Annotated in this window: 32 protein-coding genes; 15 read left to right on the forward strand and 17 right to left on the reverse strand. The window is 51.6% G+C overall.

The annotated features are described in order from the left end of the window. Window positions 1-28 precede the first annotated feature (28 nt). Both HG1285_RS15385 and HG1285_RS15380 read left to right on the forward strand, forming a co-directional pair. Window positions 29-553 carry a DsrE family protein gene (locus tag HG1285_RS15385; RefSeq protein ID WP_008286144.1) on the forward strand — a complete coding sequence of 175 codons (525 nt, stop codon included), beginning with the start codon at window positions 29-31 and terminating at the stop codon, window positions 551-553. Further along, complete coding sequence (locus HG1285_RS15380; RefSeq protein WP_008286145.1) at window positions 553-2,487, forward strand: ATP-dependent DNA helicase; 1,935 nt, start codon at window positions 553-555, stop codon at window positions 2,485-2,487. Before HG1285_RS15385 ends, HG1285_RS15380 begins: the two co-directional genes overlap by 1 nt. Here HG1285_RS15380 and HG1285_RS15375 read toward each other — a convergent pair. Further along, window positions 2,453-2,716 carry a NifU family protein gene (locus HG1285_RS15375; protein ID WP_008286146.1) on the reverse strand — a complete coding sequence of 88 codons (264 nt, stop codon included), beginning with the start codon at window positions 2,714-2,716 and terminating at the stop codon, window positions 2,453-2,455. The genes HG1285_RS15380 and HG1285_RS15375 overlap by 35 nt on opposite strands. A 76-nt stretch (window positions 2,717-2,792) precedes the next feature. Here HG1285_RS15375 and thrB point away from each other — a divergent pair, with 76 nt between their 5' ends. From thrB to HG1285_RS15360, 3 genes are read left to right on the forward strand one after another with little or no spacing between them, the layout of a single operon-like run. Next, complete coding sequence (thrB, locus tag HG1285_RS15370; protein ID WP_008286147.1) at window positions 2,793-3,677, forward strand: homoserine kinase; 885 nt, start codon at window positions 2,793-2,795, stop codon at window positions 3,675-3,677. Next, complete coding sequence (locus HG1285_RS15365; protein WP_008286148.1) at window positions 3,674-4,357, forward strand: type III pantothenate kinase; 684 nt, start codon at window positions 3,674-3,676, stop codon at window positions 4,355-4,357. The genes thrB and HG1285_RS15365 overlap by 4 nt, the downstream gene beginning before the upstream one ends. Further along, window positions 4,354-5,439 carry a DnaJ C-terminal domain-containing protein gene (locus tag HG1285_RS15360; RefSeq protein ID WP_008286149.1) on the forward strand — a complete coding sequence of 362 codons (1,086 nt, stop codon included), beginning with the start codon at window positions 4,354-4,356 and terminating at the stop codon, window positions 5,437-5,439. The genes HG1285_RS15365 and HG1285_RS15360 overlap by 4 nt, the downstream gene beginning before the upstream one ends. Here the strand turns inward: HG1285_RS15360 and tsaE are convergent. The 7 genes from tsaE to HG1285_RS15325 are packed head-to-tail and all read right to left on the reverse strand — an operon-like array spanning window position 5,426 to window position 12,176. Further along, window positions 5,426-5,821, reverse strand: coding sequence for a tRNA (adenosine(37)-N6)-threonylcarbamoyltransferase complex ATPase subunit type 1 TsaE (gene tsaE / locus HG1285_RS15355; RefSeq protein ID WP_232219437.1), 396 nt, complete (start codon window positions 5,819-5,821; stop codon window positions 5,426-5,428). The two genes, HG1285_RS15360 and tsaE, sit on opposite strands and share 14 nt — an antisense overlap. A gap of 9 nt (window positions 5,822-5,830) precedes the next feature. Next, window positions 5,831-7,786 (reverse strand): pyruvate/oxaloacetate carboxyltransferase, encoded by a 1,956-nt coding sequence (locus HG1285_RS15350; RefSeq protein ID WP_008286151.1) that lies wholly within the window; start codon window positions 7,784-7,786, stop codon window positions 5,831-5,833. Window positions 7,787-7,810: 24 nt separating this feature from the next. Continuing rightward, window positions 7,811-9,229: an acetyl-CoA carboxylase biotin carboxylase subunit gene (gene accC / locus HG1285_RS15345; protein ID WP_008286152.1), complete on the reverse strand. Its 1,419-nt coding sequence runs from the start codon at window positions 9,227-9,229 to the stop codon at window positions 7,811-7,813. Then, entirely contained in the window at window positions 9,229-9,840 is a 612-nt protein-coding gene (locus tag HG1285_RS15340) for a Uma2 family endonuclease (protein WP_008286153.1), read from the reverse strand. The genes accC and HG1285_RS15340 overlap by 1 nt, the downstream gene beginning before the upstream one ends. A 1-nt stretch (window position 9,841) precedes the next feature. After that, window positions 9,842-10,261 (reverse strand): OsmC family protein, encoded by a 420-nt coding sequence (locus tag HG1285_RS15335; RefSeq protein ID WP_008286154.1) that lies wholly within the window; start codon window positions 10,259-10,261, stop codon window positions 9,842-9,844. Window positions 10,262-10,277: 16 nt separating this feature from the next. Then, window positions 10,278-10,889, reverse strand: a complete 612-nt coding sequence (locus tag HG1285_RS15330) for a Uma2 family endonuclease (protein WP_232219438.1) — start codon at window positions 10,887-10,889, stop codon at window positions 10,278-10,280. A gap of 9 nt (window positions 10,890-10,898) precedes the next feature. Further along, window positions 10,899-12,176: an NADP-dependent isocitrate dehydrogenase gene (locus HG1285_RS15325; protein WP_008286156.1), complete on the reverse strand. Its 1,278-nt coding sequence runs from the start codon at window positions 12,174-12,176 to the stop codon at window positions 10,899-10,901. 108 nt (window positions 12,177-12,284) lie between these two features. Here HG1285_RS15325 and HG1285_RS15320 point away from each other — a divergent pair, with 108 nt between their 5' ends. Beyond that, window positions 12,285-12,944, forward strand: a complete 660-nt coding sequence (locus tag HG1285_RS15320) for an IclR family transcriptional regulator (RefSeq protein ID WP_008286157.1) — start codon at window positions 12,285-12,287, stop codon at window positions 12,942-12,944. On the opposite strand, the gene HG1285_RS15315 is transcribed toward HG1285_RS15320, so the two are convergent. Next, a complete protein-coding gene (locus HG1285_RS15315; RefSeq protein ID WP_008286158.1) occupies window positions 12,941-13,708 on the reverse strand; it encodes an IclR family transcriptional regulator in 768 nt (255 codons plus the stop codon). The genes HG1285_RS15320 and HG1285_RS15315 overlap by 4 nt on opposite strands. A gap of 44 nt (window positions 13,709-13,752) precedes the next feature. Between HG1285_RS15315 and HG1285_RS15310 the strand changes: the two genes are divergently transcribed. Genes HG1285_RS15310 through HG1285_RS15300 form a run of 3 tightly spaced genes read left to right on the forward strand, consistent with a single transcriptional unit; the run spans window position 13,753 to window position 15,667 of the window. Then, a complete protein-coding gene (locus HG1285_RS15310; protein ID WP_008286159.1) occupies window positions 13,753-15,054 on the forward strand; it encodes an adenylosuccinate synthase in 1,302 nt (433 codons plus the stop codon). Next, the gene (locus HG1285_RS15305; RefSeq protein WP_008286160.1) at window positions 15,012-15,443 is read left to right on the forward strand and encodes a hypothetical protein; all 432 of its coding nucleotides are present in this window, start codon (window positions 15,012-15,014) and stop codon (window positions 15,441-15,443) included. The genes HG1285_RS15310 and HG1285_RS15305 overlap by 43 nt, the downstream gene beginning before the upstream one ends. After that, a complete protein-coding gene (locus tag HG1285_RS15300) occupies window positions 15,440-15,667 on the forward strand; it encodes a DUF465 domain-containing protein (RefSeq protein WP_008286161.1) in 228 nt (75 codons plus the stop codon). Before HG1285_RS15305 ends, HG1285_RS15300 begins: the two co-directional genes overlap by 4 nt. Here the strand turns inward: HG1285_RS15300 and HG1285_RS15295 are convergent. The 5 genes from HG1285_RS15295 to HG1285_RS15275 are packed head-to-tail and all read right to left on the reverse strand — an operon-like array spanning window position 15,645 to window position 20,296. Beyond that, window positions 15,645-16,256 (reverse strand): 7-cyano-7-deazaguanine synthase, encoded by a 612-nt coding sequence (locus HG1285_RS15295; RefSeq protein ID WP_008286162.1) that lies wholly within the window; start codon window positions 16,254-16,256, stop codon window positions 15,645-15,647. The genes HG1285_RS15300 and HG1285_RS15295 overlap by 23 nt on opposite strands. Further along, window positions 16,253-17,008 carry an SDR family oxidoreductase gene (locus HG1285_RS15290; RefSeq protein WP_008286163.1) on the reverse strand — a complete coding sequence of 252 codons (756 nt, stop codon included), beginning with the start codon at window positions 17,006-17,008 and terminating at the stop codon, window positions 16,253-16,255. The genes HG1285_RS15295 and HG1285_RS15290 overlap by 4 nt, the downstream gene beginning before the upstream one ends. Next, complete coding sequence (locus HG1285_RS15285; protein ID WP_008286164.1) at window positions 16,953-17,606, reverse strand: hypothetical protein; 654 nt, start codon at window positions 17,604-17,606, stop codon at window positions 16,953-16,955. The genes HG1285_RS15290 and HG1285_RS15285 overlap by 56 nt, the downstream gene beginning before the upstream one ends. A gap of 43 nt (window positions 17,607-17,649) precedes the next feature. After that, on the reverse strand, window positions 17,650-19,635 hold the full coding sequence (locus HG1285_RS15280) for a TonB-dependent receptor (protein WP_008286165.1): 1,986 nt from the start codon (window positions 19,633-19,635) through the stop codon (window positions 17,650-17,652). Further along, a complete protein-coding gene (locus HG1285_RS15275) occupies window positions 19,628-20,296 on the reverse strand; it encodes an SCO family protein (RefSeq protein WP_008286166.1) in 669 nt (222 codons plus the stop codon). Before HG1285_RS15275 ends, HG1285_RS15280 begins: the two co-directional genes overlap by 8 nt. Window positions 20,297-20,367: 71 nt before the next feature. On the opposite strand from HG1285_RS15275, the gene exbB reads away from it, so the two are divergent. The 6 genes from exbB to HG1285_RS15245 are packed head-to-tail and all read left to right on the forward strand — an operon-like array spanning window position 20,368 to window position 24,204. Beyond that, window positions 20,368-20,793, forward strand: coding sequence for a TonB-system energizer ExbB (gene exbB, locus HG1285_RS15270; protein WP_008286167.1), 426 nt, complete (start codon window positions 20,368-20,370; stop codon window positions 20,791-20,793). Continuing rightward, window positions 20,783-21,169, forward strand: a complete 387-nt coding sequence (locus tag HG1285_RS15265; protein ID WP_008286168.1) for a biopolymer transporter ExbD — start codon at window positions 20,783-20,785, stop codon at window positions 21,167-21,169. Before exbB ends, HG1285_RS15265 begins: the two co-directional genes overlap by 11 nt. Continuing rightward, window positions 21,159-21,914, forward strand: coding sequence for an energy transducer TonB (locus HG1285_RS15260; RefSeq protein ID WP_083793020.1), 756 nt, complete (start codon window positions 21,159-21,161; stop codon window positions 21,912-21,914). The genes HG1285_RS15265 and HG1285_RS15260 overlap by 11 nt, the downstream gene beginning before the upstream one ends. A gap of 18 nt (window positions 21,915-21,932) precedes the next feature. Then, the gene (locus HG1285_RS15255) at window positions 21,933-23,330 is read left to right on the forward strand and encodes a UDP-N-acetylmuramoyl-L-alanyl-D-glutamate--2,6-diaminopimelate ligase (protein ID WP_008286170.1); all 1,398 of its coding nucleotides are present in this window, start codon (window positions 21,933-21,935) and stop codon (window positions 23,328-23,330) included. Between the two features lie 11 nt (window positions 23,331-23,341). Beyond that, the gene (locus HG1285_RS15250; protein ID WP_008286171.1) at window positions 23,342-23,605 is read left to right on the forward strand and encodes a hypothetical protein; all 264 of its coding nucleotides are present in this window, start codon (window positions 23,342-23,344) and stop codon (window positions 23,603-23,605) included. Beyond that, a complete protein-coding gene (locus HG1285_RS15245; RefSeq protein ID WP_008286172.1) occupies window positions 23,602-24,204 on the forward strand; it encodes a histidine phosphatase family protein in 603 nt (200 codons plus the stop codon). Before HG1285_RS15250 ends, HG1285_RS15245 begins: the two co-directional genes overlap by 4 nt. Here the strand turns inward: HG1285_RS15245 and HG1285_RS15240 are convergent. Genes HG1285_RS15240 through HG1285_RS15230 form a run of 3 tightly spaced genes read right to left on the reverse strand, consistent with a single transcriptional unit; the run spans window position 24,196 to window position 26,964 of the window. Further along, window positions 24,196-25,482, reverse strand: coding sequence for a M23 family metallopeptidase (locus tag HG1285_RS15240; RefSeq protein WP_008286173.1), 1,287 nt, complete (start codon window positions 25,480-25,482; stop codon window positions 24,196-24,198). The genes HG1285_RS15245 and HG1285_RS15240 overlap by 9 nt on opposite strands. Then, window positions 25,469-26,209, reverse strand: coding sequence for a 50S ribosomal protein L11 methyltransferase (locus HG1285_RS15235; protein ID WP_008286174.1), 741 nt, complete (start codon window positions 26,207-26,209; stop codon window positions 25,469-25,471). Before HG1285_RS15235 ends, HG1285_RS15240 begins: the two co-directional genes overlap by 14 nt. Next, complete coding sequence (locus HG1285_RS15230; protein ID WP_008286175.1) at window positions 26,206-26,964, reverse strand: alpha/beta fold hydrolase; 759 nt, start codon at window positions 26,962-26,964, stop codon at window positions 26,206-26,208. The genes HG1285_RS15235 and HG1285_RS15230 overlap by 4 nt, the downstream gene beginning before the upstream one ends. Between the last annotated feature and the right edge of the window lies 1 nt (window position 26,965).

Genomic DNA, 26,965 nt, shown 5'->3' on the forward strand with positions numbered 1-26,965 from the left:
AATTAGACAGAAAAAAAGGGGGTGTGTCATGGACAGAAGGGACTTCTTCAAGTTAGGAGTTTTAACCCTCTCAACACCTCTCGTTATGAGGGGAGCTTTTGCTCAGGAAAAAAAGGATATACTCCCGCGCCTCACCCTTGAAGACTTACCGCAGAAGGAGACGGACGATGCTGTGGTCTATCACTGCGACTTCCCGCAGGAAAACAGGTTCCACGCCATGCTTACCAACATGAGGAACCACCTATCCGCTCACGACTTTGACCCCTTCAGGATAAAACTCATACTCGTGGCGAACGGAGTGGGAGTCAAGTTCTTCATGAAGACCCACAAGGGAACCAAGTGGGAGAAGGAGAAGATAGACGTCAAGCGTGCCCAAGAGCGCCTCGCCTACCTCTCCCAGTTTGAGGTTGAGTTCTACATCTGCGACATAACCATAAGAGGTCTGAAGCTCAAGTACGAAAACTTCTTTGACTTCGTGAAGATAGTGCCCTCCGGAGTGGGAAGCATAGGGAGGCTCCAGTCCAACGGCTTCGGTTATATTAAAGTCCTGTAATGGATGCTGAAGCCTTCTACCAATACCTTATATCCAAAGGATACGACCGCAGGGAGTCGCAAGAGAAGTTTATAGCCTTAGTCCGTGACCTCTTAGATGAAGGCGGTGTTAAGCTCGTTGAGGCTCCCACGGGAACGGGAAAGACCTTCGCCTACCTTATACCCTTAATAACCTCCGGTCAGAAGGCTATCATATCCACGGGCACCAAGATACTCCAAGACCAGCTCAAGAGGGATATAGAGTTCCTCACGGGTCATTACAAACTCCTGACGGGAGAGGACGTCAGCTATGCGGTGATAAAGGGCAAGGGAAACTACCTCTGCATTGACAGACTGCATAAAGAGAGACCACCGGCGGAAGAGCTGGGAGACGTTCCCGATCTGATGGAGACCCAGTGGGAGGGAGACCTAACCCTGAGCTCCTGCACGCCGGAGGCGGTCTCCAAAATAAACGTGGACGACGACTACTGCACACCCTCTTACAGGAGCGTCTGCCCGTATAGGAGCGAGTGTTACTACTGGGAGAAGGTAAAGCTCAGGGAAGCAAGGTCTCAGATCTTGGTGGTGAACCATGCCCTCTTGGCACTCAAAGACTTTGAGAACACGGAGGAGAGAGTCCTCGTCATAGACGAAGCCCACGAGCTTGACAGGTATCTAACCCTTGCGAGCACATCCGCCCTGTCGGTCTATTGGTTCAGGGAGCTGATAGGTGTCCTTGAGAAGCTCTCGGGTCAGGAGGTAAAACTCAGCCCGGAGGACTTCTTCAGAGATAGGTTGGAGAGCCTCTTTACGGAGGAGAAGCATGAGGTAGTCCTTGAGAGTCTCTCACCATACGTCCTTGATCTGAAGGATAAGCTCTCAGAACCCATAAAGAAGGTCTATTCCGACATAAAGGAGAGGCTGATCGCAGAAGCGGAGGAGTTCCTTGAAGGTAGACTCATGGTGAGCTTCAAGCTCAAGGGCTTTTTAGAGAGCACCCTCCTATTCCCACCAGAGTTCCTTGACAGGTTCAAGGCGGGCTACGAAGACCCCGACGAGGAGGAGAACCGACTGATAGAGAAGATCAAGAAGCTTGACTACATAGAGCGAAAACTCCAGAAGCTCTCCCAGTTCATAAGGCTCTGCGAGGAAGACAAGGAGGAGTTCGGCTACAAGGTCTCCAAAAGCTGGAGTAAGAAGCTCCAGACCTACAACTACAAGATGGAGATATTCCCCGTCTTCCCCAGAGGGATAATTGACCCCCACTCCTATAAGGGAGTTCTCCTCACCTCCGCAACCATAGACCCGGAAGACATAGAGTTCACCACCGGCATAGGAGGAGAGTTCTACCGCCTTGGACACAACTTTGACTACTCAAAGGTAACCTTCATAATCACCAACACCAACCCCAAGAGAGAGGGCTGGGAGGAGAAACTCAAGGAGTCCTACGAAGATATAAGAAACCTACACGAGAAAGTCCTCGTGCTACTGACCAACCGCAGGCATCTAAAACTCTTTGATGGAGAGGGAGACATAGCCAAGCAGGGAGAGGATAGCCTGAACTCCTTGATAGAGAGGATCAGGGAAGGGAAGATAAAGGTTCTGATAGGTCTTGATAGTCTATGGACAGGCATAGACGTAAGAGGTGAGAAGGGAATACTAATGTCCAAGCTCCCCTTTGAAAGTCCCGAAGACCCGGTAACCTACCACCGCATAAGATACCTGCGTAGCGTGGGAGAAGACCCCTTTGAGTATCAGCGCAGGAAGGCGTTCATCAAGTTCAGACAGGGCGTAGGCAGGCTCGTAAGACAAAAGACAGACTCAGGCACCATAGTCCTATGCGACAACAGGATTTGGCGCTACAAGGAGTTTATAAACTTCCTTCGGGAACTGGGCGTGAATATAGTCTATGAAAAGAACTTCACAGCCCGAAGGACATCGGGACGTCCATATTAACGTCCTTGACTTCCTTTATCTCCGGAAACTTCTGCTTGAGAGCCCTCTCTATTCCAGCCTTCAGGGTCAGAACGGACATTCCACATCCGGAGCAAGCACCGACCAGCCTGACCAGAACCGTTCCATCCTCCTGAATGTCCACCAGCTCCACATCTCCGCCGTCAAACCTCAGAGCGGGTCTTATCTCATCAAGAACCTTTTCAACCTCTTCCCTTGTGGGCATTCCCATTTCCTTACCTCCTAAGTTTGAATTTAAAGTTTATATCCTTCCCTGCAACGTGGGTATGTAGCTTATCATATTCTCCATGAAGCTCAAGGTTCCCGCCACCACAACCAACTTCGGGTCGGGATTTGATACCTTCGGTCTCGCCCTGAACCTATACAACACCTTTATATTTGAAGAGGGTGACGCCTTCGGCGTGGAAATAGAAGGAGAAGGCAAAGACCTACCCAAGGACGAGAACAATCTGGTGGTCAAGGTCTATAAGAGAGCCTGCGAGGTCTTCGGAGTAAGTCCCAAACCCTTCAAGCTCAAACAGGTAAACAGAGTCCCCACAGCCAGAGGGCTCGGGTCTTCAGCGACCGCCATAGTGGGTGGTATAGAAGCCTGCGTGAAGCTCCACTCCCTTGATGTTGGTCTGGAAGATAAGATCAGAGTAGCCTTTGAGTTTGAACCCCACCCCGACAACCTTCTCCCCGCCTTCGTGGGAGGCTTTGTGATCTGCGTCCAGAACGGAAAGCTAACGTTCAACAAACTCACCTTCCCATCGGATCTATCTTTGGTATTTGCTGTTCCGGACTTTGAACTCTCCACGGAAGAGGCGAGGAGCGTTATAAAGAGGGAGGTATCCCTAAAGGATGCGATCTTCAACATCCAGAGGGCGAGTCTCTTCGTCTCCGCCATACTCACCGGTAGGTACGAACTCCTCAAGACTGCTGTGGAAGATAAACTCCACCAGCCCCACAGGGCTGGTCTTATAAAGGGATTTAATAGAGTCTTGGAAGCCGGATACTCTGCGGGGTCCTATGCGGTCTTCCTGAGCGGTGCGGGACCTACCATCTGTGCAATAACACCCGAGGATAAAAAAGACAGGGTAGGAAACGCCATGAGGGAAGCCTTTGGAGAAGAAGAGGTGAAAGTTGACCTCCTTTACCTTAAGGCTGTAGAGGAGGGTGTTTCTGAGGCATGAGGGTGCTCACCCTTGACGTAGGGAACACCACCGTTGACGCATGCGTGTTTGAAGGGGACAAACCCAAGCCCATGGGGAGGCTACCTCACGGGAAACTCGGAGAGCTTGCAGGGGATTACGATCTCGTTGTCGTCTCCTCCGTTAAGGAGTCCCTGAACGAGGAGATCATGAAGGTTTTCGGCGACAGGGTCAGGTTCGTAAAGGTTTCCGACGTTCCTATTGAGATTGATTACGAGACTCCCGAGACCCTGGGCGTTGACAGGGTGCTCTTCGCATACGGGGTTAATGACCAAATTTCCGAAGATGCTGTCCTCGTGATGGCGGGGACTGCCCTGGTGGTTGACCTCCTTCTGGACGGTGTCTTCAGGGGAGGGTTCATCACTGCGGGGCTTGGGCTGAAGCTAAAAGCACTCTCGGAGAAGGCGGAGGGACTTCCAGACGTAAAACCTGAGAGGCTGGAAACCCTGTTGGGCAAGGGTACGAGGGAGTGTATCTTGGGGGGCACCTATCTGGAGAGCCTTTCCTTTATAAAGGTTACCGCGGAGCGGTGGGTTCACGAGTTCAAGAGAGAACTTCCCATAGTGATAACCGGCGGTGAGGGCAGGCTCTTTGAGGATATGGGTATTTATGACCCCCTCATACTTCACCGTGCCATGCTGGGAATTATAATTAACGGATGAGATCAGCCATAAAGGACTACTACAGGATACTGGGCGTTGAGAGGAGCGCCACAAAGGACGAGATAAAGAAGGCTTACAGGAAGCTCGCCCGTCTCTACCACCCTGACAGAAACCCCGACCCCGAGGCAGAGGAAAAGTTCAAGGAGATAAACGAGGCGTACCACGTTCTCTCCGACGATGAGAAGAAGGAGGAGTACGACAGGATACTCAGGAGCGGGGACGAGAGCAAGTTCAGAGACTTCGTTGAGTACATACATGAGTTCATAGAGAGCATAATCAAGGGTGAGAGGGAGAAGGCAAGGAGACCTAAGAGGGGTCAGGACATAAGGCTGAAGCTTTATCTGTCCCTGGAAGAGGCGGGGCTCGGCACGGAGAAGGAGGTTGAGTACGAGAGGTGGATAGACTGCCCGGACTGTGAGGGCAAGGGGGTTAAGGGGAAGGCTGAGACGGTCGTCTGCCACGCCTGTGAGGGGAAGGGGAGGAGGGTCAGCGGTATATTCAGCTTCCCGAGACCCTGTTCCGTTTGTAGAGGGAGAGGCTTCATAATTAAGAACCCCTGTCCAACCTGCTTCGGGAGAGGAAGGGTAACAACCCAGGCGAAGATAAAGATAAACGTCCCCCCTGGGACTGATGAGGGGGAAGTCCTCAAGGTTCCCGAAAAGGGGCACTTCGGTGTTAACGGAGGAAAGCCAGGAGACCTTTACCTGAGGGTGTTCTTAATGGAGCATCCCGTATTCAGGAAGGTGAACAATGACCTCTTTATGGAGAAGCTCATAAGCTACCCCCTTGCGGTTCTGGGCGGTGTAACAAAGGTGCCTTCCCTTGAGGAAGAGGAGATAGAGGTGTTCGTCCAGCCGGGGACGGAGTGTGGTTCTACAAAGACCATACCGGGCAAGGGTTTTCCCCTGGCGGACGGCAGGAGGGGAAATCTGATAATAACCTTCAGGATAGAGGTTCCGAAGAATGTGAGCGGGAAACACAAGAAGCTCCTGGAAAAGCTCGCAAAGGAGCTCGGCGAAGAGGGGATAGAGGTTGGAGAAGGTTTAGTGAACAGGTTCAAGGGGTGGATCAAGCCCTCCTGAAGAGCTTTACCCTTCTCTGCTCCTCCCCAGTGATCTCAATCTCTATGAAGAGGTCGCAGTCCTCTCTATCCTCCTTCCACTCAACCACGACCACACCCTCACCCAGAAACTCTGAGTAATCAAAGTCCCTGACCCTGTATAGGTCTATGTGTATGAGCTTTCCCTTCTGTGTTGAGTATTCGTTGACTATGGTGAAGGTAGGACTCCTTACCTGATAACCTTCCTTTATCCCGAGCCCTTTAGCGAGACCCTTGACGAAGGTGGTTTTTCCCGCGCCGAGCTCACCCTTGAGGCATATAAGTTCGTTGCCCTTCAGTCTTTTTGCAAGGGAAGCCCCGAGGGCTTCCATCTCCTCGGGACTATTTATTAGATACTCTTCCACAGGGTTATTTTACTGGTAGCTGTTGTCCTCCTTGTGGGGGACGATTCTGAGGATCGCCTCGTCGGGGTTCACCTGATCTCCCACCTTGGCGAATATCTCCTTCACTATGCCGTCTATGGGGGCGTGGATCTCGTTCTCCATCTTCATAGCTTCTACGATGGCGACCGTCTGACCCTGTTCAACGGGCTGACCCTCTTCAACCAGTATCTTGGCGACCTTACCGGGCATGGGCGGAGTGACGTCTCCGGGCTCGGTAGCCTTGGGTATCCCGCCTTCCGCTCCCACGGGAGCAGCTGTGGCTGTGCCTCCGCTGGCTGGTATGGCTTCCTTCTGAGGGAAGAGCTGTATCTCCTCTAACCTTCCGTCCACCCTCACGTAGTACTTTCTGGGCTTGCCGGGCTGGTCTTCTAAGGAGACACCTTCCACCTTCACCTTGAACTTGTCTCCGTGATAGACGATCTCAAACTCCACGGGCGCTGCGCCCACGACCTTTCCTGCTTCGGTCTCCGCAAGCTCTGGCAGTTCCTCCACAGGTTCGGGGTGTAGCTCTCCCTTCTCTCTGAGGGTGAGGAACTCCTTAGCCTGCATGGGGAAGAGTATGTAGAGGAGTATCTCCTCGTCGGTAGGCTCCCTTCCGATTATCTTGGAGACCTCTTCCTTTGCCTTGTCCCACTCTTCCTGATCCGCGAGGTCTCCGGGTCTTATGGAGAAGTCGGGCTCTTTGCCGGGTCCCAGTATCTTCTCCACGAGCTCTTTGGAGAGGGGTCCCGGGGGCTTTCCGTACTTGCCCTCTACGTAGTCTCTGACCTCTTTGGTTATGGTCTTATATCTCTCTCCTGTTATCACGTTCAGAACCGCCTGAACACCGACTATTTGGGAAGAAGGTGTCAGGAGTGGTGGGTATCCAAGGTCTTTCTCCACGTTGGGAACCTCTGCAAGGGCTTCCTCCATCTTGTCAAGGGCGTTCGCCTCCATCAGCTGGGCAACCATATTGGATATCATTCCGCCGGGTATCTTGTGTATGAGAACCTGAGCGTTCACGCCAGCATACTCGGTCTCGTACTTCCTGTACTTCTTCTTTATCTTCTTCGCTTCCTCTGCAGCCTCCGCTATCTTGGCGAGGTCAAGCTCCGTGTCAAAGGGTGTGTCCTGAAGGGCGGCGACTATGGTCTCGGTGGCCGGATGGGAAGAGCCGAAGGCGAGGGGTGATAGAACGGTGTCCAGCATGTCCACTCCCGCAAGGACAGCCATCATGTGGTTGATGGTAGCCATTCCGCTCATGTCGTGGTTGTGCAGTAGGACGGGTATCTGTCCGTCGGTTGCTTCCTTGAGACCCTTTATTATCTGGTAACACTCAAAGGGAGGCATTATCCCGGTGGCGTCCTTGAAGGATATCCAGTCGGGCTCCATGTCCGCCAGTTCCCTCGCGTACTCCATCCACTTCTCGTAGGTGTGGACGGGCGAACGGGTGTAGCTTATCTCGGCGTGGACTTCACCGCCCAGTTCCTTTATGGCTTTGACCGCCACCTCTATGTTCCTGTTGTCGTTCAGGGAGTCAAAGACCCTGAAGACGGTCATCCCGTTCTCTATACACCTCTCCACAAACTTCTTAACGGTCTTGTCGGAACGGGGTCTGTAGCCCACTATGTTCTGACCTCTGAAGAGCATCTGGAGTTTGGTGTTGGGCATGACCTCCTTTATTCTCCTGAGCCTCTCCCAGGGGTCTTCCTTGAGATACCTCAGACACACGTCGTAGGTGGCTCCGCCCCAGACCTCAACCGCGTAGAAGCCGCACTTGTCCAGCTTCTCACACAGGGGCAGGAGATCGTCCGTCCTGACACGGGTAGCCAGCTTACACTGCTGTCCGTCCCTGGGCGTGAGGTCGGATATATGTATCTTCTTCTTAACTCCCTTCTTCTCGTATTCCTTCATCTTCTCCCTGATCTCTTCAACAACCTCAACCATTCATATCACCTCCTACAAATAGTTTTATAGTCCATGGTAAGAAGCAATTACCGCCGAAAGGAAGGCGACGAAGTCTTCCTTGTCCCTGTGCTCCTTGTAATCAAAGACCTGCGGGTGCTCTTCCAGATACTTGGTGGTGAACTTGCCAGCCCTGAAGTCGGGCTCTTTCATTATCTCCACCAGCAGGGGTATGGTGGTCTTCACACCCGTTATCTCGTAGGTCTCAAGGGCAGCCTTCATTCTGTCCACAGCTATCTCCCACTCGGGCGCCCAAACTATGAGCTTGGCTATCATGGAGTCGTAGTAAGGTGTCACTTCAAAACCTCTTGATGCAGCGTGCTCAATCCTTATCCCGAACCCTCCGGGGACGTAGTAGCGCTCTATCATTCCCACCGAGGGTGCGAAGTTGTTTTTAGGATCTTCCGCATTTATCCTGACCTCTATGGAGTAGCCGTTGAAGTTAACGTCTTCTTGTTTGTACTTTAGCTCCTCTCCGGCGGCTATCCTGAGCTGCCACTTGACGATGTCTATGCCCGTTATCATCTCGCTGACGGGGTGCTCAACCTGAACACGGGTGTTCATCTCTATGAAGTAGAGATTGCCCTCCTCGTCCGCTATGAACTCCATAGTTCCAGCGTTGTAGTAGCCTATCTCCTTGGCAGCTTTAGCCACTATCTCTCCGTAGTGTGCCCTCTTTTCGGGTGTGAGAAGGAGTGAGGGTGCTATCTCCACAAGCTTCTGGTTTCTCCTCTGGATTGAGCAGTCCCTCTCACCGAGGTGTATGACGTTGCCGTGCTTGTCTCCCAAGACCTGAAACTCTATGTGTCTGGGATTCTCTATGAACTTCTCAAGGAGGAGGTCTCCGCAACCGAAAGCCTTCTGAGCTTCGTTGTAGGCGCTCTCGTAGTTCTTAACGAGTTCCTCTTCGTTCCTACATATCCTTATTCCTCTACCACCGCCTCCGGCGGTCGCTTTTAAAAGAACCGGATACCCTATCTCCTTGGCGAGGGCTTTAGCCTCCTCCACGTCCTTTAGAACTCCGTCCGATCCGGGAACGACGGGGACGCCAGCCTTCTTCATCACCTCTTTGGAACGAGCCTTGTCACCCATGAGCTCTATGACCTGCCAGGAGGGTCCCACGAAGGTTATGCCAGCCTCCTCACACATCTTGGCGAACTCTGCGTTTTCCGCAAGGAAGCCGTAGCCCGGGTGTATGGCGTCCGCTCCCACCTCAAGGGCGAGGTCTATTATCCTCTGTTTGTTGAGGTAGGTGTCCAGCGGGTCAACACCTATCATGTACGCCTCGTCCGCCATCTTCACGTGGCGTGCTGTTGCCTCTATCTCGTTGTAAATGGCTACCGTCTCAATGCCCAGCTCTTTGGCAGCCCTGATTATACGGCAGGCTATCTCACCTCTGTTAGCGACAAGGAGTTTTTTGAACATCAGGAAACCTCCTCCATAAGGTCTTTTAAGTTTACCTTGATACCCGCTAAGACTTCAAAATCCTCATCCCAGTTCTGAACTATCCACTTTTTGCCTCTTTCCGCTACCATCACCTTTTTGGTTTTGGTAAAAATCCATACCACTTCTTCAACACCCGCATCTAACAAATCTTGAGTTTTTTCATGAACATAATCTTCAAAACTTCCGTATCTTGAGAGGTCTGCCTTTGTATCTATCTCTATAACCACCTTTGGAGGGACGGGAATTAATTTATCCTGCATAAGATAGGGCTTTACTTTTTCTTTCTCAAATACAGCTATATCAAGGTTTCTCCAGGATCCTTTTCCGTAAAGGAAGCCAAGCTCGTTTGAAAGAAGTATAAATTTTTCCTCGTCAAGCTTGCTTAGCAAGAATTTAATCAAGAGCATTATCAGATAAGCCTGCAATCCACTACTTCCCATAACCGCCTCCGGAGGAAGCTCCCCTTTCAGAACCTTTTTGTAATCCCTGTAGTAGATAGGTTTTCCGCGAACCTTTTCGTAGGTGAGCACTTTAAGGAGCTTCTTCCTCTCCTCTTCTGAAAGAGTCCACTTTGTAGCAGTCTTTGCCATCTTACCCTACTATCTCCACCTTGTACTCAATGGGTGCGACCTTGTTTATCATGTAGGCTATTGAACAGGTTCCCGGGTCGTAGATGGTCTTATCAAGGGCTTTCTTTACGTCCTCCTCGCTCACATTACCTTTGACTTTGACGTTCAGGTATATCTTGAGGAAGACCTTGGGATAGCCATCGGTCTTTCTGTCAGCGTCGGTCTCTATCTCTATGTCGTCAACCTGTTTGCCTTCCTTGTGGAGTGCCTCGTAGAGGTGTATTCCCACACAGCCCGCTATGGACTGAAAGAGGAGTTCCGGAGGTCTTATGCCTCTCCCCTTTCCTCCCACGTAGTCCGCCGCGTCTATGGGCACCTCTCTGTTAGCGGGACCTATTCCTACGAAGTGAAAGTCCTCCTTCTGCTTGACCTTAACCTTCATCAATTACCTCCTTGATTCAGATTTCTATTCCCTCTTTATCCAGAAGTTTCTTGAGATTCAGCTCCACACCCTTCAAAACCTCAACGTCCCTGTCCCAGTCTGCGGTTATCCAGTCCTTGCCCGGCTCTGCGATGAGAACCTTCTTGACCTTGGTTATATACCAGATAACCCTTTGGACGCCGGCGTTTAGGAGATCCTCCGCTTTCTCGTACATGTATCCTTCAAAGTTCATGTATTTGGAGAGATCCGCCTTCGTATCTACCTCTATGACTACAAGGGGAGGTATAGGAATCAGCTTATCCTGAACCAGGTGTGGTTTTACTTTCTCTTTTTCAAAGACGGCTATGTCAAGATTCCTCCAAGAATCCTTGTCGCAGAGAAATCCAATCTCGTTAAACAGGACTTCATACATCTTCCTGTCTAAAGCACCGAGAAGAAACTCTACCAATAGCCTGATCAAAAAAGCCTGCAGTCCACTACTTCCCATCACCGCCTCCGGGGGTAGCTCTCCCTTGAGAACCTTCTTGTAGCCTCTGTAGTATATGGGTTTACCCTTGACCTTCTCGTAGGTGAGCACCTTGAGAAGTTCCTGCTTCTCCTCTTTAGAAAGCTTTTCTTTAACAGCCATACCCATAATTTAGATCCTGCTGATTATCTCCTGAGCGTATTCGGAGGTGGAGACTGCCTTAGCTTCTATGCCAAGCTTCTTAAAACCGCTCGCAACGTCGGGTGTTCCCACCCTGTCCTCAAAGGTCTTCCTGACGGCGGAGTATATCTTCTCAGCAGCATCCTTCCAGCCGAGGTACTCCAGCATCATGGCACCTGAAAGGGTTATGGAGAGTGGGTTTGCCAGCCCTTTACCCGCTATGTCCCATGCGGTTCCGTGTGTGCTTTCAAAGAGGGCGTATCCGTCTCCTATGTTCCCGCTGGGCACAAAGCCGGGACCACCTATGAGAGAGGCGGCAAGGTCGGATACATAGTCTCCGTTTAGGTTCTGGGCTATCACCACGTCCCAAGCATCGGGTCTGAGGACGAGTTGCATGAGCATCTGGTCGGTTATAACCTTGCTGAGCTTGACCTGTCCCTCTGCGGGTTCTGCCTCGGGGTCTGTGACCACCTTGTCCTTGAATTCGGGCTCCTCAGCCACCTCAAAAGCCCAGTTTATAAAGGCACCTTCGGTAGCCTTCATTATGTTGCCCTTTCCTATGACAGCAACGTTCTTCCTGCCGTTCTCAAGGGCGTATCTCAGAGCCTTCCTGACGTGTCTTTTTGTCTTGAACTCGCTCATGGGCTTGACGGTTATTCCTACGTCCTCGGGAAAGCCGCTCTCCTTGGCTCCCATCTCCTTTATGAGGAACTCCCTCACCTTCTTAGCCTCTTCCGTTCCGGAAAAGAACTCTATCCCTGAGTAAACATCGTCGGTGTTCTCTCTGAAGACTACCACGTCAACCCTCTTGGGATCGGGTATGGGCGTGGGCTGTCCCATCCAGTAAACGGGACGAACCGCAGAGTAAAAATCAAAGGCACGTCTGAGGGCTGAGTTTATGGAACGGACGCCCTTTCCCACGGGCGTGCCGAGGGGTCCCTTTATGCCTACAACGGACTCTTTCAAAAAGTCAAGGGTCTCTTGGGGGAGTCTGTCTCCCGTCTTCTCCTCAGCCTTGTCACCGGCGAGGACTTCCACCCAGATTATCTTCTTCGTGCCACCGTAGGTCTTTTCAACGGCGGCGTTTACCACCTGTATCATCGCAGGAGTTATCTCTGGTCCTATGCCGTCACCCTCTATGTAGGGGATTATGGGGTTGTCGGGAACGCTTATGCTCTTGTCGGGGTTCAGCTTTATGAACTCACCTTCGGTAGGTCTTTGGGTCTTGCCTTCCCATGGGTATACGTTATCAGCCTTCAGAGCCTGCATTATCTCCTCCTCGGAAAAAGTGTTAAAAATTTTATGTGAGCCTGAGAGAGCTGTCAAGGTTTTTAAAACACTGTTTTAGGTCTGTTAGAATGTTAAAATACTGCTCCAATGAGGTCTCTGCAGAAAACCCTTGATGTCCTTGATCTTCTTATGGAAAAAGGTGCTGCAGGTGTTACAGAGATAAGTAACGAGCTTAACCTGAACAAGAACAATGTGTTCAGAATATTAGTTACCCTTGAGGAACACAGGCTCGTTGAGAAGGAGGAGGAGACAGAGAAGTACAAGCTCTCCACCGCGTGCGTGATCCTCGGATACGGCTTCATACACAAGCACCCTTTGACGAAGCTTTCCATCCCCGTCCTGAAGAGTTTGAGGTTTAAGCTCGGTGAGAGTGTGAACTTAGCCATGTTGGACGAGAAGCAGCAGTTCATCATATACGTGGCTTCGGAGGAAACCATAAAACCTGTCAAGGTTAAACCCAGGGTAGGTAGAAGGTTCGGGATAAACAGTCAGGTGAGCTCGGCTAAGGCTATAAAGAAGGCGCTCCGGGGCGAGGCTGGTTTCGTCTTTGATTATGAGCACGACGACAAAAAGGGCATATCGGGCGGCGCGTGCGTTATAAGGGACTACAGGGGGAGACCGATAGGTGCGGTGGAGGTTCTTGCCCCCATCTACAGGATACCCCTTAGCAAGATAGAGGAGGATGTAAAGCCCTTGCTGGAGGACGCCGCTCTGGACATATCCCTTAAGCTGGGTTACTGGGATTAGAGCTTCCCCAGTCTCTTAGAGAGTTCCTGAGCTGAGTGTATGGTGACCTCCTTGAATCTGGAGAGAAGGATCTCCTCAGGAACCCTGTAGGCGGGTGCCACCACGCTGACGGTATAGCTTACTTTTCCGGCGTAATCAAACACGGGGGCAGCTATGCTGACCACGTCCTCTTCATACTCCCCTATGTTTACCGAGAATCCCTCTTCCCTTATCTTGTTTAGTTCCTCCCTGACCTCCTCGGGATTCTTAGTCCTCTCGGTATGCCTTACCCACTTGACCTTCCTGAAGTAGTCCTCAAGCTCCCTCTCATCAAAGTAGGCGAGGAATATCTTTCCCGATGCGGAGGCATACATGGGCAGGACGCGCCCGAACCTTGAGAGTATGCCTACCTCTTTTTCAACCTCATGCTTTTCTATGTAAAGAACCTCGTAACCTATGCGTGTGGTCAGGTAGGCGTTCTCCTTAAGTCTGTCCACCATGTCCCTGAGCACGGGTCGGGCGAGAGCGCGGACGTCTAAGTGTTGAAAGTAAGCCCTTCCGAGTTCAAAGCACTTCACGCCGAGCATGTACCTTCCCGACTCCTCGTGATAGCTCAACCACTCCCTATCAACGAAGGTTTCTAAAATCCTCTCTATTCTCTCGGGTTTCAATCCCGTTTCCCTCTGGAGGTTCTCCAGGGTTCTGGGTTCCTTCTCCACGAGGAAGAGTATCCTCATGGCGTAATCAACGTTCTGGATTACGTAAAAGCTCTTATCCCTGTGCATCTTTACGCCTCATATTATACAATTAGAAGTTCGGGGCTAAATCCATGGACAGAAAACTCGTCATTTTAGGAGCTCAATGGGGCGACGAAGGAAAGGGAAAGATAGTTGACCTCCTTTCAGAGAACTACGACGTAACCGTCAGGTATCAGGGCGGTAGCAACGCTGGGCATACGGTCATAGCCAACGGCGAGAAGTTCATCCTCCATCTGCTTCCAACGGGGATACTCCACAACCACGTGGTTGGCGTGATAGCCCAGGGCATGGTCGTTGACCTTGACGTCCTTGACAGGGAGCTTGAAGGTCTTAGGGAAAAGGGGATAGGCTACGAGGGGAGGCTTCTGGTAAGCGATAGAGCCCACCTCGTTATGCCATACCACAAGCTCCTTGACAGGCTCTTTGAGAAGAAGAGCGGTATAGGGACTACCCTCAGGGGCATAGGACCCGCTTACATGTTCAAGTTTGGCAGGAAAGGTATAAGGCTCGCGGACCTTGACGACGAAAGGAGGCTTTACTCCCTCATAGAGGAGAACGTTGCCTTCGTTAAAGACATATGTGAAAAGGTCTTCTGTGAGAACCACGACCTTGATGCGGGAAGGATATTTGAGGAAACCCTTGAGAAGTATTCAAAGTACAGGGGTCTCGTGAGGGACGTCTCCCAGTACCTGCTCAGAACCGACAAGACCCTCCTCTTTGAGGGTGCTCAGGGAACCATGCTGGACGTTGACATGGGAACTTACCCCTACGTAACCTCTTCCAACTCTTCCGCTCTGGGGCTCTCCAACGGAACGGGACTTTCTCCTAAGTTTTTCTCAGACGCCTACTTTGTAGGCGTGGCAAAGGCGTACACGACCCGTGTGGGTGGGGGACCATTCCCCACCGAGCTGGAGGGAGAAGAGGGCAAAAGACTCAGAGACTTAGGTGGGGAGTACGGCTCAACTACCGGGAGACCGAGGAGGTGTGGCTGGTTAGACCTGGTCGCCCTCAAGTACGCGGTGGAGCTGAACCACTTTGATGGAATAATTCTTACCAAGCTGGACGTTCTGGACACCTTTGATGAGATAAAGGTGTGCGTTGCATACGACTACGAGGGAGAAAGACTTGAGCACTTCCCGGCCTCCCTGAAGGTGCTGGAATCCTCAAGACCGGTGTACGAGACCCTGAGAGGCTGGAAAAGGAGCACGAAGGGTGCCAAGGAACTCAAGGAGCTTCCCCAGGGGGCAAAAGACTATATACGCTTCATAGAGGAGTTTACGGGCGTTCCTGTTATAATGCTCTCCACCGGTCCCAGAAGGGAAGAGTTTGTATGGCTCAGGGAACTACCCCAGATAAAGGTGAGCTCTTTATAAAGAGGGCTAAACAGTTAAATCTCGCCTTCCTCGTATCCATAACGGTTTTCTTCCTTGTGAGTCTGGCTTTATACAGTTTCTTCTCCATGCCCGTGTCCGCGAAGCTCGTCCTATACGTTTACGGTATAGAGCTCTTCACAGCCCTGATCAGCTATGCGGTAGCCCTCTTTGTAAGGAAGAAGATGTTCCCCGTCTCAATGTCTGAGGAGTACTGGAGCTACACCGCCGTCAGGCGGTACTTCTGGAGCTATGTCCTCCTATGTGTTCCCTTCGGAGTAGCCTTTCTCTTCTTTCTGTTTGCGGGAAACTTCTCGGCACTCCTGCTGGGCTACCTCCTGTCCTTGTGTGGTTTAATACTCTTTAGACCCAGAAAGGGGGATGTGATATGAACAGAGAGGAAGTTATAAAAAAGCTTTACGAGGAAGACCCTCAGTTTAAGGAGTGGAAGGACAAGCACGACGAGCTTGATAAAGATATTGCCAAACTTGAGAAACACCATCCAATGACCCACGACCTTGAGCTTGAGATAGAGAAACTGAAGAAGGAAAAGCTCTACTACAAAGACCTGATGGAGCAGAGGATACAGGATGCTATGAAGAAACATAGCTCGTAGGGTCTGGGACACCCGCTTTTAGAAAGCCCTCTTTACGCTCAAGGCACTTCTCACACTTCCCGCAGTGTTTGCCTATAATGGGCTTAACGCAGGAAAAGGTCAGCCTGTAGGGAGCCTTGCGGTAAAATTCCCTTACAACCTCCCACTTCTCCATACCCATGAAGGGTGTCTCAAGGCTTATGTTTTCCCTCGCACCCTCAGAGATGAGAGCCTCAAGCCTATCAAGGTAGTCCCTGTTGTTGTCCGGGAAGGGATATATACCGAGGCTTCCCAGAGCGACCTTCCTTATACCCTTAACGTAGGCGTGGACGACCGCCCCCATGACGAGCGTTATGTTCCTCAGAGGTATCTCTATGCTTCCTTTGCTCGGCTGGAGACCGCTCGCCGGGAAAGTCTTCAGAGGCATTAAGTTTTTGTACCTATACTTTAGGAAAGCCCATAGTCTCTCCGACCACTTCAACTCCGTTCTCTCCCAGGACAGACCGCAGCGGGCGTAGAGGGGCAGTGTAAGGTATCCCCTCTCTAAGTAATAGACCAGGAGAGATGTACTCTCCACGCCTGCGCTGAAGAGAACTCCCACCTTCTTCATCCTACACTTCCGAGACCAGAACCCGCTATGTGCCTTCCTCCGTCAAGCATTATGATCTCTCCCGTTACGCTCTCCGTTTCAAGGAGAAAGTCCGTAAGGGAAAGGAGGTCTTTTATAGAGACCGATCTCTTGAGCGGTGTGTTCTTGAGTATCCTCTCCCACTCCTCCTCCGTGAGGTCTTCCGCCTTGAGGGTAGGTCCAAGGGCTATGCAGTTCACGGGAACGTGGGGGGCGAACTCCTTGGCGAGAACTTTGACTGCGGTGTGTAGGGCTCCCTTGGCGAGAAAGTAGGCGCTGTAGTTTTTGTAGGGAGTGTGTTCAACCGCCCAGTCTCCAAAGGTGAGTATGTGACCCTTTATCTCTCCATCGTTCAGGATCATGTGCTTGTAAGCTTCCCTTGAAAGGATCAGAAAAGCCATGGCTATGGGTCTGAAGTGCCTCTCAACGTCCTCTACGGAGACCTCCTGAACGGGTGTTCTAACGTAGGGTGAGGCGAGGTGCACGAATGCGTCAATCCTCCCGAGTTCGGATACGGTCTTCTCAACCGCAGAGATACAAACCCTCTCATCGGAAAGGTCTCCCTCCGTCGTTATTACCCTCCTACCGAGCCCTTGGGCGAGGTCTCTTAAATACTCCGCCTCCGAGGAAGAAGTCCTGTAAATTAATGAGAGGTCGTAGCCCTTCTCAAGGAGGTGCTCACCTATCCTCCTCCCTATCCTCCTTATTCCCGTTATCAGCGCTACCTTTGCCATCTTCCACCTTGAACTTGAACTCCGCCACCGAAGGTCGTCCACCTATTTTATAGCCTATCCGGAGAGTCACTCTATTAGCTTTGTCATGGAGCTTCTGGAAGTACAGGAAGCCCTTGAGCTTAGCGCCGGGATAGACCCTGCCGGGTATGAAGGCTTTGTTCACCACGTCCTCGGTGTCCACATCATAGGGAGTTCCAGCGAGCCAGCCCAGTCCGTAGTGAGAGGTGCTCAAGCCCACACCCACAGACACTCCCACCTTTGAACCGCCACGAGCCACCTCCGCAGCGTCCTTTGGGTCTAAAGGGTTGTATTGATTACCGAGGTCGTCTATCAGGACTATGTCTTCCTTTTTAAGCTCAACCGGTTCGTCGCCTCTGTTTACCACTTCCATGTATATGGGAAGGAGCTTGTAGGAGAGGCTCTCTGGATAGCCGTCCCATGCGTTAGCCTTTACCAGTATGCGAATTCGCTCATCCTCATATACGGCGGTGTGGCTCTTCGGGTCAACGCTGACTCCGTTTCCCACGGGCACGAGCCTCTTCTGGGCGCAGGAAAAGAGCAGGATCACGGCGACGAGTATCAGGGGAACTCTTCTCATGGGTTTTAAATATAGAGACCTCCCCGGAGGGGAGGTGGGGAAGTTAAAAGAGATAGCTTACGTTGAGGTAAAAGCTCCTTCCCGGCTCGGGCACCTTGCTACCGGTGGAGAAGGGGTCTCTCAGGTAAGAGAGGTGTTCGTAGTAGAACTTATCAAGGAGGTTGTCAACACCCGCAACTACCCTGAGACCGCCCAGATCACCGCCAGCCTTGAGGTTCACGACAGCCCAGCCTGAGGTCTTCGTCTCGCCGAGGTCTGAATCAACCCTGTCCTGTGTAGCCTGCATGAGGGTTTCCACCTGAGCGAAGTAAACGCCCGTGTCGTATCTGAGGGCGAGCCTGCCTTTGAGGGGTGGCATCTCGGCTACGTCCTCGTCGGTTATGTTCCTTGAGGGGTCTGTGTCCTTCTTTCCTTTAACGTAGGATAGGTCTCCGCTCAGGAATAAGGTATCCGACAGGGCTAAGTCCGCCCGGGCTTCTCCTCCGTAGAGGGTTGCATCAACGTTGGCGTAGGATCGCGCTCTGTCTCCGGAGACGAGGTTGTTCACCTCCCTCTGCTCATAAACCGTTATAAAGTCTTTCACGTAGCTGTAAAAGAGAGTGGTCTTCATACTTAGCCTGCCGGTTTTGAACTCCACGCCCACGTCAAGCTCGGTGTTCTTCGGGGGCTTCAGCTTCGGGTTGCCCACCCAGTCGGGCTGGCTCATCATCCTGTCTAAGGCGAAGTACCTCTCCTGCGCATCGGGAACCCTCGCCGAATAGCCGATCCCTGCGAATAGTTCCGTGCTCTTGGAGGCTCTGTAAAAGAGCTGAACGTTACCCGAAGGGTAGGTATCCCTCTCCGAGGTGTCCCTCGTGTTGTGGTAGGCGTAATAAAGGGTGGTGTTTGCCTTGGACTCGTCCGCTTTGGTCTCCGTGGTGTCAAACCTCAGACCGCCCACGACCCTGATCCTGTCGCTCAGCTTTTCCCGGTACTCGCCGAACACTCCCAAGTCCGTTATGTCAACGTCGGGTATGGTGTTCTGGGTTGGCATGGAACCCATCTTCGTCTTAGCTGTCCAGTTCCACCTGAAGGCTTCCGCTCCGAGGGTCAGCTTTCCGAGGTCGTACTCCACCTTGGCGCCGTAGGTCTTGGTCTTCGCTATGGTCTCCATAAAGGTCGGGTTTACCCTCTTGCTGTTGTCCATCCGGTGGTAAACGTAGGAGTAGTGGGTGATCACCTTCAGGGCGTTTTTTTTCAGGGTTAAGTTCACCCTGTCCGCGTTGTCCTCGGGAGAGTCCATCATCAGGTAGGGATACAGGACGTCCTTTGCCCTCTGCATCGTGTAGGAGATCTCCAACTCCGTATCCTTTGCGGGCGTGAAGCCCAGTTTAGTCCACGCGGTATTTATCCTGAAGGCTGTAGAGTCCTTCTCGCTATCCTTGTAAGCGTTCATGCCCGTCGGGTATTCTGTGAACCTCTTACCCTCTCCCGTCTTGTAGGGTTTTGAGTACCTGTAGGAGTACCCGATCAGCCCGTAGTAAGAGTCCGTTCCGTAAGAGAGGTTAAGGGAGGGATTCAGGTAGGAAAAGGATCCCACTCCCACGTGGAGCTTGCCGTGGAGTCCCTTCTTGGGCTTTATGGTCTTGATGTTCACGTAGCCACCGAGGGTTCCGTAATTTCTTACATCAAAGGCGCCCTTGACCACCTCAATGCTCTCCACCTCCGCAAAGTCTATGTGGAAAGCGGGCGGATCCATTCTGTTGGGACAGGCTCCGTAAAGGCGCGCTCCGTCAAAGAGAAGGTTCAGGTTTGAACGCTGGAATCCTCTTATTACTATGTCGTTGGCTATACCTCCCTTCCTGATCTTCCATACGCCCTCCATCTCTTCAAGGGCTTCTCCGGGGTCTTTGGCAAAGCTCTCCCTGACTTCCTGCTGTGTCAGGACTTCTCTCTTCGTTTTGACCTCCACCTTTTCAAGGACAAGCTCCTGAGCGAATGAAAGGGAGAGGGGGGCAAGCAGCAGCAGCACCGGATACCTCTTATTCATATCTATCACCTCCTAAGATGAGCTTTTCTATATCAGCCCTTATGAGCTCTGGCTTCTGCTTAGCTATGGGGTAAACGAGCATGCGTTCACCGTCGGGACTTATGAGGTATATGAGGGCTGTGTGGTTTATGGTGTAGCTCCCTCCCGAACCTTCCTTTTCGTAAAGCACCCCGAACTTGCGTGCTACCCTACCGACCTCTTCCACACCCCCTGTTAGACCTACAAACCCTTCACCGAAGAATCCCGCATACCTCTGGACGTGCCTGGGAGAGTCCCTCTCAGGATCAAGGCTGATAAAGAGCACCGCTACCCCGTCCCTCATGTCTTCAGGAATACCCCTGAAGGTTCTTGATAGTAGATCCATGGTTCTGGGGCACACGTCGGGACACCTCGTATATCCGAAGAAGAGCACAACCGCCCTCCCTTTGAGGTCCGATAGGCAGACCTCCCTCTCACTTCTCCCATTCCACCCCTTAAGGCAGAAGTTTTCGGGAGACTCGTCGCTGACCAGACCGTTGTAGTTTCCCTCCTGCGAACATGAGCCCAGGTAGAGCATTAGGGTGATTATTAAGAGGGGTATAAGGTAGCAGTTTAAAGACGCCCCTCCCCTTGGGCTGGAGGGGCGTGGGTGAGTGAAGAGAGGAAGCCTTTTCCACCCCATGTTAAAATCCTGTTAATTTTATTAAAATTATAACATTAAATTAACGTGAATTTTATCATAAAATTAACAACATGGAGGGTATAAAGGAGCTCGTTGATTACGGCGTCATAGGTGTTCTCCTGCTGATGAGCGTTCTCTCTCTGGGCGTGGCGATAGAGAGGTGGTTCTACCTCAGGAGGGTTAACTTAAAGGAGTTCAAGAAGAGACAGGAGCTTGAGGTAAGGCTCACCAAGGGACTGCATCTGATAGCCACTGTGGGTGCGAACGCTCCATACGTGGGACTGCTGGGGACGGTTCTCGGCATAATGCTAACCTTTTACTCCGTCGGTTCCCACGGCTTCGTGAACACCAAGGAGATAATGGTGGGTCTCGCCCTCGCCCTGAAGGCTACCGCTGTGGGTCTTCTGGTGGCTATACCCTCGGTTATCTTCTACAACCTCCTGATCAGAAGGGTGAAAGTCCTGATAGCCCTGTGGGAGGCTGAGAATGGAGGATAGGGAGTTCAGCTACATAAACGTCATACCTCTCGTGGACATAATGCTCGTCCTCCTCACCATAGTCCTGACCACCGCAACCTTTATGGTTCAGGGTGAGATACCCGTAAGCCTGCCAACTGCGGAGAACGCCAAGGAGAGAAAGAGTTACAGCGCCATAAACATAACCCTCAAGAAGGATGGGAGGATATTCCTTCAGGGCAAGGAGGTTCACCTCACCCAGCTGAGGGAGGAGCTGAGGGCTATGGGCAGCGGTAGGGAGATAAACCTTAGGGTGGACAGGGACGCCCGGGTTGAAGCTCTCGTGAAGGTCTTAGACCTGCTGAACTCTCTCGGTTTCAAGGACGTGGGAATGGTGGTGCGCAGAGATGGGTCTTAGGATCTCTATTCTCATCTCGTTGCTGATCCACGCGATCTTGGTCTTTTCCTTCGTTAGCCTAAAACCCGAAGGGTCTTTTAAGATCCAAGATGTGGTGAAGATAAACCTCAGCAGGGTGGTCTTGGAGAAGGAGGCTAAGGCACATAGAGAACCGAAGGTGGTGAAGAAAATTAAGAGGGTAAAGCCCAAGCGAAGAGACAAAAAGCCCGCGTTGAAGCCTGAGCCCAAACGGGTTAAGGAGATACCCGTCAAAAAAGCCCCCGAAAAGCCTCAGCCGGTGCCCGTTGTGGAAAAGAAAGCTGTTCAGGAAGAGATCAAAGCTGAAGAGGTGGTCAAGGCAACTGCACCCGCACCCAAGGAGATCGCCAAACCTGTGGAGGAGTATGAATACGTGAGCTCTTACCCTGTTGGTCTGGGCGAGGAGGAGGACGAAGAGGAAATTGAGGAGACTACCGGTTATCAGGAGGAGTATATTGAGGAGAACCTGTCCCTGATAAGGGAGGTGGTAGCGGGCTTCCTAAGGTATCCTCCCGTGGCACGGCGTATGGGTTGGGAGGGGACGGTGGTTGTGAGCTTTTATCTAACGCCGGAAGGCGTCGTTAAAGAAGAGAAGATAGAGAAGAGCTCGGGCTACGAACTCCTTGATAGGAACGCCCTCAGGGTGATAAGGCTTGCCTCCCGGGAGTTTCCCAGACCGGAGAGGGAGGTGGTCGTGGTTCTACCCATAGTTTACCGGCTTGAGTAGGTTAATATTTCTTATCCGATGATCCCTGCAGAGCTGGAAGCCATCCTGAAAGAAGCCCAAGGCATAACCGCAGACTCAAGGGAGGTTAGAGAAGGCTACGTCTTCTTTGCGATCCGTGGGACACGCTTTGACGGACACGAGTTCGTTCAGGAAGCCCTTAAAAGAGGCGCCCTTGCGGTGGTTGTGGAGAGAGATGTAGAAGCGGTTCAAAGAGTCATAAAGGTAGAAAACACCAGAAAAACCCTTGCCGAGAGCGCCCACCTCTTTTACGGAAGACCTTCCGAGAGCCTCAAAGTGGTCGGTGTGACGGGAACAAACGGCAAGACCACCACCACCTACATACTTGAGAGCATACTCAAAAAGTCCGGCAGTCATGCGGGGCTGATGGGAACTATCCAGTACAGGCTGGGGGACAAGGTCTTCGGTTCTGGCAGGACTACTCCAGATCCTATAACGTGGCACAGGACTCTGAGAGAGATGGTCGGCAGCGGGGCGACCCACGTGGTTGCGGAGGTCTCCTCACACGCTCTTGACCAATACAGGGTTTGGGGAACGGAGTTTGAGGCTGTCATCTTCACCAACCTGACCCAAGACCACCTTGACTACCACAGGGACATGGAGGATTACTTCAGGGCGAAGGCACGTCTTTTCTTTGATTACAAATACCGCTTCGCGGTGGTAAACACAGACGACCCTTACGGGAAGAGACTCGCCCGTGATCTCGGAGACAGAGCCCTAACCTACGGTAGGGAGGGAGAAACACTGCGGATAGAGGACTTCAAGACCGGTTTTGATGGATCGGAGTTGCGGGTATCTTTCAAGGGCAAGAGCTTTAGATTCCATTCTAATCTCATAGGTGACTTTCAGGCTTACAACCTTAGTGCAGCCCTCTGCTATACCCTTGAGGTAGGTATAGATCCGAACGCAATACAGGAAGCTCTCAAGGATGTTCACGTGCCGGGAAGGTTTGAGGTTCACCGATCCGATAGGGGCTTCATAGCGGTGGTGGACTACGCCCACACACCCGACGCCATGGACAATGTCTTAAGAACTATGAGGAGGCTGACCAAAAACAGGGTCATCTGCGTCTTCGGAGCGGGCGGGAACAGGGACAGGGGCAAGAGACCTCTCATGGGCAAGTCCGCCGAAAAGTGGAGCGACGTTGTGATAATCACCTCCGATAACCCGAGGGACGAAGAGCCTGAAAGGATCATTGAGGACATACTTAAGGGTGTGGAGGACAAAGGTAAGGTAAAGGTTATTCCAGACAGGAGAGAGGCGATAGCGGAGGCTCTGAATATAGCCAAGGAGGGAGACATAGTGGCTATCCTCGGCAAAGGACACGAGGATTATCAGGAGATCAAGGGGGTAAAATATCCCTTCAGCGATTCTGAGGTGTTAAAGAAATTCCTTTAAAGGAGGTTTATATGTCCTGCGACTTTGAAAGTTTATACTACAACCTTAAACAGGAACTACTTGACGTTTTTCGCGAAGCTGAAAAACCCGTCCCGAGGGTGAAGTTGAAGGACCTTAGGTCTGCGAGGATATGTGGTCTTGCCAACCTCGCTAAGATGATCCTCTATTTTGAGATACTCGGTATAGTTCTCATAGTTAACAGAGATGAGCACTACCAGAATTGGGAGGTGGACATACAGGCTCAAGTCCTTGACGTTCTGTTTGAACAGATATGAAAAAGATATACCTCGTAAGGCACGCCCAGAGTGAGTTCAACGAGAAGGGTATCTTTCAGGGCAGGCTGGACAGCGATCTCACGCCCTTGGGCTTCGTTCAAGCGAGGATGGTGGCAAAGTTCCTACAAGACAAAGAGATAGAGAGGGTTATAACCTCTCCACAGCGAAGGGCTTACAAAACCGCTCTCACAATAACGGACGTCCTCGGGCTTGAGTTGGAGGTTGACGAGAGAATAAGGGAGATGTCCTTCGGAGTCTTAGAGGGTAGGAACTTCTGGGATCTGTTCAGCCAGGAGAGAGAGATGATGATGGGATGGCTCAAGGATCCCGTCAAGAATCCGCTACCAACCCAGGAGCCCATGGAGGAGTTTGAGAAGAGGATCTTGAGCTTCTTAGAAGACCTCAAGACGTGCGATGAAAAAAATATAGCGGTGGTCGGGCACGGAGGAACCCTTCACGGGATGGTGTGCCTCTCTTTAGGTTTGGGTCTTGAGAACCTCTGGTCTGTTCACATGGACAACACGGGTGTGAGTTTATTGGAGTACGACGGAAACGGATTTACCCTCGCATACCTCAACAAGCTCTGCCACCTACTCTGAAAACACCGGCTCTATCCTCGTCCTTATCCACTTCCTATCCCACCACTCCAAGGGAGTGACCTCGTATCCGTCTATTAAAACTCCAAAGTGTAGGTGGTCTCCGAAGGCGAGTCCCGTTGTGTCCGTGTAGCCTATGGTCTGTCCCTTCCTGACCGCGTCACCCTCTTTAACCTTAAAGTCCGCAAGGTGGGCGTAAAGGGTCATGAGTCCGTATCCGTGGTCTATTATCACGGTGTTCCCGTATATACCCAGATCTCCCGCAAAGACCACAACTCCGTGGTTGGCGGCGGGAACTCTAGCATTTTTAACGGAAGCCAAGTCGTAGCCCAAGTGCCAGCTTTTGCTAATCAGTTTTCCCCTGTAGGTGTACCTTCTTCTTTCCCCGTACCTTGATAGAACTTTGCTGTTTCTTAGCTGGATAAACCTTCCCCTCCAGAACCTCTGCTGGGCGGAGTTTCTTCCTATCTCGGCTATCTTGGCTTCGTTCTCACGTCTGACCTCTTCGTTGACCTTTTTGAAGAGCTCAACGAAGTCAAGTTCTTCAGGGTCTCCACCGAGTATTGCGTAGAGCTTGGGTTTTATGACCTTCTCCTTTCCCCTCAGCTCTATCCAGAAAGTCTTGAAGTTGTTCCTCTTTATACCCGTGCCTAGGGGTATCACCGTCCTGTTGCCGACCTCGTCAAAGGCGACCACCTTTATGACGTCCCTCGTAGAGGTTGTAACGGGCACGCCGAAGAGGGCTATATAGACCTTTTCACTCACCTTGTAAGACTTGAATCGCCTATCTCCAACCTCAACGAAGAGCTCCACCGGTTCGCTGACCTTAGCCCTTATGCCCCCTGAACCTCCCTGCAGGACTACGTAAGGGGCGTAGAGAAGCTGAATCCTCGGCGGCTGAGTATCCACAACGGAGTTAACCTCAAAGCTGTCCTTGAGGAAGAAAAACCGGGTGAGCTCAACGACTATGCGGGCATCTCCGTCCTTTATGCCGAGCTTTCTGGGCTCAATCGTGAAGGAAACCTCGTTCACCCTCTTGGGCAGCTTGCCTTCAAATACAACCACCTCTCTGCTTCCCTGAATAGCCACCACCGATACTTTGTCTACGTAGGCTCTTGGCGAAACTACGAGGCTCACCTCTTTTTTCTTGGGGAGCTTCTCAAGCTGTTTAAGACCCTCAACCTTTGGTTTTAGGAAGAACACGTTGTAAAGGGAAAAACCTATGATTCCCAGAAGAGCGAGAAAAACTATGGTTCTTATGAGCTTTTTAATTCCAGCCATCTCCCACCCCTATGCAGAACCAATCTTCATCCTCCAATATTCTATCCGCTTTCAAGCCTTCCTGCTCAATCATGTGGAGGAATTCCTCAAGCTCTTCCTTCTTGTATATACCTGAAAAGACCGCTGCGCGGTTCATCAGTGGAAGTATGTTTCTTAGCTCTTTCCTGAATATGGGCATCTCAAGGTTTGCGACCACGACCTCAAACCTCTCCTCTAACTCCGAAGGAGTCTTTCTATAAACCTCTATGCTAACTCCGTTCAACTCGGCGTTCTCAAGGCTTTCACGCACGGCGTCCTCGCTCACGTCTATACCCACCACCCTGCTCGCACCGAGCATCTTGGCAACTATGCTCAGGATACCGCTGCCGCACCCAACGTCCAGAAGGCTATCCCCCTCTCTTAGGACTTCTTTAAGGAGCCTTATACACATCTTGGTGGTCGGGTGTAATCCGGTACCGAAAGCCATTCCCGGTTTTATGAAGACGGGAGTCTTCCAGGGGGGCATTACAACGAAATCTTCCACATCCACGGGACCGAAGCCCCTCTTCCAGTTCTTCCAGTCTTCAGACACCTCCTCAACCCTAACAGGCTGGAGATACCCGAGAGGCTCGTAAAGGGCGAACTCAACCTTTCCTTCTTCTCTCCTGAGCACCTCAATAGGTACGGGTTTCTCGGCGAGGAGTTCTCCCAGCTCATCTTCTGAGAGTACGTATACGTACCTCTTCAAAACACGCTCCTAAGGAAACTCAAGAGCTTATCGTTGAATGCCTCCGGGTTTTCAAAGGGTGGTAGGTGAGCGGAGTTCTCAATTTCAACGTACTCCGAACCCTTTATTCCCTCAGCTATCTTTTTTACCACCTCCGGTGGTGTTACCTTATCGTCGTCCGCTCCTGCTACTACGAGTGTCGGGACGCTTATAGAAGGCAGGAGATCCGTGCTGTCTTTCCTCTCCGCTAGGGCTCTCAGGGTTTTAACGACGCCTTCCGGCGTGGCTTTCTCCATCATACACCTCAGCTGTCTTATCTTATCTTGGTCTTCCTTAGTCTTAGGAGAGGTCTGGTTCTCTATCATCGTGTCTATAAGGAAGGCTGTTCCCTCCTCCTTCACCCTGCCTATGAGGTTGTAACGGGCTTTTTTGCCCTCAGAGGTCTCTCCCTCCGCTCTCGTGGCAACAAAGACGAACCCTCCCACCAAGTCTTTGTATCTCCTCCAGAGGTCAAACATTATGTAACCGCCCATGCTGTCCCCTACAGGAATGACCTTTCTAACGCCGAAGGCGTTTATCTTTGATACTACATAGTCCGTTAAGGTCTCCACGCTGACCTCTCCCGGGTATGGAGGCTCCTCTCCGAATCCGGGATAGTCAAGGGCAATGTAAGGTATGCCCTCCTCCTCAAGGGCACGGAACTGGTGTCTGAACATCTCTTTGTTCAGGGGAAAGGCGTGCAGGAACAGGACTGATTTGGGTATGTGAACCTTCATA

The sequence above is a fragment of the Hydrogenivirga sp. 128-5-R1-1 genome (assembly GCF_000171895.1).